This is a genomic window from Dietzia aerolata (genome assembly GCF_014144865.1).
Classification (GTDB): Bacteria; Actinomycetota; Actinomycetes; order Mycobacteriales; family Mycobacteriaceae; genus Dietzia; species Dietzia aerolata.
The window spans coordinates 1-5,351 of record NZ_JAALDM010000020.1 but is presented as its reverse complement, the minus strand read 5'-3'; the positions used below and the strand labels follow the sequence as shown (position 1 = coordinate 5,351).

The following is a 5,351-nucleotide window of genomic DNA, read 5'->3' as shown; positions in this document are numbered from 1 at the left end:
CTCGGGCGCCGGGGTGGCCTGGTAGTCGTCGACGCTGCGGTCGAGCAGGCCGGTGTCCAGGTCGCCGGCCACCACCTCGGGGCGGGCGAGCAGGAAACGGCAGAAGTCGACGTTGGTGCGCAGGCCCAGCACGTGCGTGCCGGCGAGCGCGGCGTCGAGGCGGGACAGGGCCTCGGCGCGGTCGGCGCCGTGGGCGATGACCTTGCCGAGCATGGGGTCGTAGTCACTGCCGACGACGGTGCCGACCCGCAGCCCGGAGTCCACGCGGATGCCGCTGCCCGTCGGCTCTTCGAGCCCGAGCACCGTGCCGCCGGTGGGCAGAAAGCCCTTGGCCGGGTCCTCGGCATAGACGCGGGCCTCGATCGCGTGGCCGGTAAGGACGATGTCCTCCTGGCGCAGCGTCAACTCCTCGCCGGCGGCGATGCGGACCTGCCAGTCGACCAGATCCACGCCGGTGACCATCTCGGTGACCGGGTGCTCGACCTGCAGGCGGGTGTTCATCTCCATGAAGAAGAACTCGTCCGGAGCGTTGGCGGAGACGATGAACTCGACCGTTCCGGCGCCGACGTATCCGACCGAGCGGGCCGCATCACAGGCCGCCTGGCCGATGCGCTCGCGGGTGGCCTCGTCCAGCAGCGCGCTGGGCGCCTCCTCGATGACCTTCTGATGGCGGCGCTGCAGCGAGCACTCGCGCTCGCCGAGGTGGATGACGTTGCCGTGCGTGTCGGCCAGGACCTGCACCTCGATGTGGCGCGGGGTGTCGACGAACCGCTCGAGGAACAGGGTGTCGTCACCGAAGGCGTTCGCCGACTCGCGGCGCGCCGACTCCAGTGCGGCGGGCAGATCTGCGGGGTCTTCGACACGTCGCATACCCTTTCCGCCACCGCCTGCCGAAGGCTTGACGAGGACCGGGTAGCCGACCTCCGCTGCGCCGGCGACGAGGTCGTCGTCGTTCAATCCTGGCCGTGAGATCCCGGGGACGGTGGGCACCTCACGCGCGGTGACGGCCGCCTTGGCGGTGATCTTGTCGCCCATCGTCTCGATCGCCGACGCCGGCGGACCCACGAAGATCAGCCCCGCCTCCTCCAGCGCGCGGGCGAACGCGGCGTTCTCGGACAGGAAGCCGTAGCCGGGGTGCACGGCCTGCGCGCCGGTCTCGCGGCACGCGGCGATGACCTTGTCGATGTCGAGGTAGGACTGCGACGCCTGCGCCGGGCCCAGCCGGACCGCGGCGTCCGCCATGCGCACGTGCAGCGCGTCGGCGTCGGCATCGGAGTAGACGGCGACCGAGCGGATGCCGGCGGCCCGCAGGGACCGGATGACGCGGCACGCGATCTCGCCGCGGTTGGCCACCAGGACGGTGTGGAGTTTCGAGGGACGATTCTGTGACTGCTCTGACATAGCTTTAGCTCACATCCGGAAGACGCCGTTGTTGACCGGCTCGAGGGGGGCGTTGCCGGCCGCGGCAAGTGCGAGGCCGAGGACGGTGCGGGTGTCGGCGGGGTCGATGATCCCGTCATCCCATAGGCGGGCCGTGGAGTAGTACGCGGTGGACTGCTCCTCGAACTGCTCGCGGATCGGGGCGGTGAACTCGGCCTGCTGCTCGTCGGTCCACTCGCCGCCGGCCTTGGTGACCTGCGCGGCGCGGACCGAGGCCAGCGTGTCGGCCGCCTGCGGGCCGCCCATGACGGCGATCTTGGCGTTGGGCCACATCCACAGAAAGCGGGGCGAGTAGGCGCGGCCGCACATCGAGTAGTTGCCGGCGCCGTAGGAGCCGCCCACGACGATCGTGAACTTGGGCACTCGGGCGTTCGCGACGGCGGTGACCATCTTGGCGCCGTTCTTGGCGATACCGCCGGCCTCGTACTGCCGACCCACCATGAAGCCGGTGATGTTCTGCAGGAACACCAACGGGATCTTGCGGCGGTCGCACAGTTCGATGAAGTGCGCACCCTTGAGCGCCGACTCGGAGAAGATCACGCCGTTGTTGCCAATGATCCCCACCGGGTGGCCGTGGATGCGCGCGAACGCGGTCACCATGGAGGAGCCGTAATTCTCCTTGAACTCCGTGTACTCGCCGCCGTCTACGATTGTAGAGATGATGTCGCGGACGTCATACGGGGTGCGCGAGTCCACCGGGACGAGGTCGTAGAGATCGCTCTGCGGGCGGACGGGCTCGCGCGATTCGAGGACCTCCCAGTCAGGAGCGGGGGCCGGGGGGCACGTCGCGACGATCTCCCTGACCTTCATCAGCGCGTCGTAGTCGTCGTCGGCCAGGTGGTCCACCACACCGGAGGTCTTGGCGTGCAGGTCGCCGCCACCCAGCTCCTCCGCGGTGACCTCCTCCCCCGTCGCGGCCTTCACCAACGGCGGGCCGGCGAGGAAGATCGTGCCCTGGTTGCGCACGATCACGGCCTCGTCGCTCATCGCCGGCACGTACGCGCCGCCGGCGGTGCACGACCCCATGACCGCCGCGATCTGCGGGATGCCGCGCGCCGACATGGTGGCCTGGTTGTAGAAGATGCGGCCGAAGTGGTCGCGGTCCGGGAACACGTCGTCCTGCTGGAGCAGCATCGCGCCACCCGAGTCGACGAGGTAGATGCACGGCAGGTTGTTGGCCAGCGCCACCTCCTGGCCGCGCAGGTGCTTCTTGACCGTCATGGGGTAGTAGGTGCCGCCGGAGACCGTCGCGTCGTTGGCGATGATCAGGCACTCGCGGCCCGACACCCGGCCAATGCCGGCGACGACACCCGCCGCGGGGGCCTTGCCGCCGTACATTTCCTCCGCCGCGAGCGGGGAGAGCTCGAGGAACGGGCTGCCCGGGTCGAGGAGGACGTCGACGCGCTGGCGGGCCAGGAGTTTGCCGCGCTCGAGGTGGCGGGCGCGGGCCTTCTCACCGCCGCCCTGCGCGGCGCGGTCGAGGCGGGCGCGCAGGTCGGCGAGGAGCTCGGAGTGCGCCTGGCGATTGGTGGTCGCGCTGTCGGTGGTCGCGGATGTCATCTGCGCCGCTCCCTTTCAGTTAAGTCGGATTAACTGAAATCGACCATAGTGCTGCGGCTCACAAATGTCCAGAGTCGCGAGGGGGCGAGCTCGGAGGATTTTTGGGCGACACCGGGAGGCACCGGCCGGAAACGTGAGGGAAACTCGTGGCGACGGGGCGGGCAACGCCGGCCACCCAGGGCCCGCCGCCCGCGCCAAATCGACCCCGACCTGCATAAACGCAACACCGAAGGCAAGCCTAAGCCCCCTTAGCACAGCCTTACTTTGCTTGCAAGTCGTCGACAATCGGCGTTGACTCTTCCCTGTCACCCCCAGGCACCTCGAGGAGCGTTAGTCATGGCCACTCTCACCGGAATCAGCACCTGCACCGTCACCGCGTGCTCGTTCAACAGCGAGCAGAACTGCAACGCCGGCGCGATCACCGTCGCCGGCGCCCCCGATCACGCCGAGTGCGGCACCTTCATCTCCCTGGACGTCCGCGGGGGCCTGCCCACCGCCGCCGCCCACGTGGGTGCCTGCCAGCGCGTCGAGTGCTCGCACAACAAGGACCTGCTCTGCACCGCCGAGTCGGTCAAGATCGGCTCCGGCGCGGACACCGCCGACTGCCTGACCTACACCACGGCCTGAGCTTTCCCAGCCTGACCCGGCCGGACCCGACCCGGCCCACACCGACCCGGTCCGGGAAATAAGGCTCCCGGACCCCGGGCGACGTCCCGCCCGAACCGCCCGGCCACCGCTGCTAGCGCGGCCTGACGCCCCTCAATATGCGCGAGAACCCCCGACCATCACCGGTCGGGGGTTTTTGCGTGCGTGACTACCGTGCGCGGAGCGTCACCGCCGCGAGAAAGACCGAAAAGATTTTACGACGACGAGGTCAGCCTCAGCTCGCGCGGGCGACGTACTGACCCATCTCCCGCACCACGTCTCCCACGCACTCCGCGCGGGTCAGGAACGGGAGGTGGACGACATCCGCGTCGACCCCCAGCGCTGTGATGAGGTGCAGCCCCTCCGCGTCCACGCCCAGCACATACGGCGGGCTGGCCGGATCCCCGGTGCCGGTGACCATCGCGAGGTCTCCGCCGAAGCGGGCGCGGAGCTCGTCTGCGAGGCCGGCGGTGTCGGCCGCGAGCGGGTCGGTGGGCACGGTGTCGAGCAGGCGGGCGTCGACGGTGCCGGAGTGGCCGAGTCGCTTCACGTCGACCTCCCCCAGCTGGATCTCGATTTCTACGACCCAGCCCTCGCCGCGATGGGCGGCGCGGGCGAAGCCGAACGCGTAGAGGCTGGCGATGTGGACCTTGGCCTCGACGATCGGGGCGCACTCATCGATCATCACGACCACCTCGACGGTCTCCCCGGGCTCGACCATGAGCCCCGACCACGGTGCGGGCGTCCCCGTCACCACGATCGCGCCGTCGCCGATCCAGCGATGCCCGGCGGAGACCAGCACGTCGGAGCGGTCCTTGCTGCCGCGGACGGCGACCGTGGCGATGCCGTGGCCGTCGAGCAGTCGACGTGCTCCGGTGACGACCGGACTTGACCCGCCCGTGCTCGCTGCCATCGATGGACCTCCACACTGCTGATGCTTCACAACTCGGTCGCGCATCCCAACGCGGTTGCGCTTGACCACCCCAGGAGAGTTAGGTGACCCTCGCCTTAGTTAGGTCTCGCTAATATGACTGAGGATCCCGGACTTGTCAAGGTTTCCGACCAGAACTTCCGACCCGAACCAGAGCGCCACCCACGGTTCGCCTCGCCGATTTACCCTGGACAGATGACCGACACCGCTCAGGGCCACGGCAAACTCCACGCGTTCCGGGACGACGCTCTCGGCACCGATGATGCGACGGGGATCGCGGACCGCATACGCAGCGGAGATCTCCATCCGGCCGAGGCCATGCAGGCGGCGCTCGACCGCATCGCCGCCGTCGAACCAACGCTCGGGGCGCTCGCCCACTCCGACTTCGACCGGGCATTGGAGCGCGCCCGGGCCCTCGGCGACCGGATGGGCGACGGCACCGAGCTCCCCGTCTTCGCCGGTGTCCCGGGAGCATTCAAGGACAACGTCGCCGTGGCCGGAAACCCCACCACCATGGGCTCCGACGCCGTCAATGCGGTGCCCGCCGCAGCCGACGGGATCGTCGCCACCGAACTGGGCGCCACCGGCATGATCTCCGTCGGCATGACCAACACGCCCCCGTTCGGCTGGACCGCCGCGACCGAGCGGCAGGGCGGGCGCGTGACCCGCAATCCCTGGCACACCGGGCGGACCTCCGGCGGATCGTCGGGCGGCTCCTCCGCCCTCGTGGCGTCCGGCGCGCTCCCGCTGGCCCACGCCAACGACGGCGGCGGCT

5 protein-coding genes are annotated in these 5,351 nt (G+C 69.7%); 2 read left to right on the top strand and 3 right to left on the bottom strand.

Annotated elements, in window-relative coordinates:
* The coding region (locus G6016_RS01505; protein WP_182630947.1) for an acetyl-CoA carboxylase biotin carboxylase subunit at positions 1-1,401 on the bottom strand (1,401 nt) is incomplete at its 3' end.
* Between the two features lie 9 nt (positions 1,402-1,410).
* Positions 1,411-3,000: a carboxyl transferase domain-containing protein gene (locus G6016_RS01500; protein ID WP_182630946.1), complete on the bottom strand. Its 1,590-nt coding sequence runs from the start codon at positions 2,998-3,000 to the stop codon at positions 1,411-1,413.
* A gap of 336 nt (positions 3,001-3,336) precedes the next feature.
* On the opposite strand from G6016_RS01500, the gene G6016_RS01495 reads away from it, so the two are divergent.
* A complete protein-coding gene (locus G6016_RS01495) occupies positions 3,337-3,627 on the top strand; it encodes a DUF1540 domain-containing protein (RefSeq protein ID WP_182630945.1) in 291 nt (96 codons plus the stop codon).
* Positions 3,628-3,880: 253 nt separating this feature from the next.
* On the opposite strand, the gene G6016_RS01490 is transcribed toward G6016_RS01495, so the two are convergent.
* The gene (locus G6016_RS01490) at positions 3,881-4,558 is read right to left on the bottom strand and encodes a hypothetical protein (protein WP_182630944.1); all 678 of its coding nucleotides are present in this window, start codon (positions 4,556-4,558) and stop codon (positions 3,881-3,883) included.
* 213 nt (positions 4,559-4,771) lie between these two features.
* On the opposite strand from G6016_RS01490, the gene G6016_RS01485 reads away from it, so the two are divergent.
* Positions 4,772-5,351: amidase family protein (locus G6016_RS01485; protein WP_241729654.1), on the top strand; the 580-nt coding region annotated here is incomplete at its 3' end.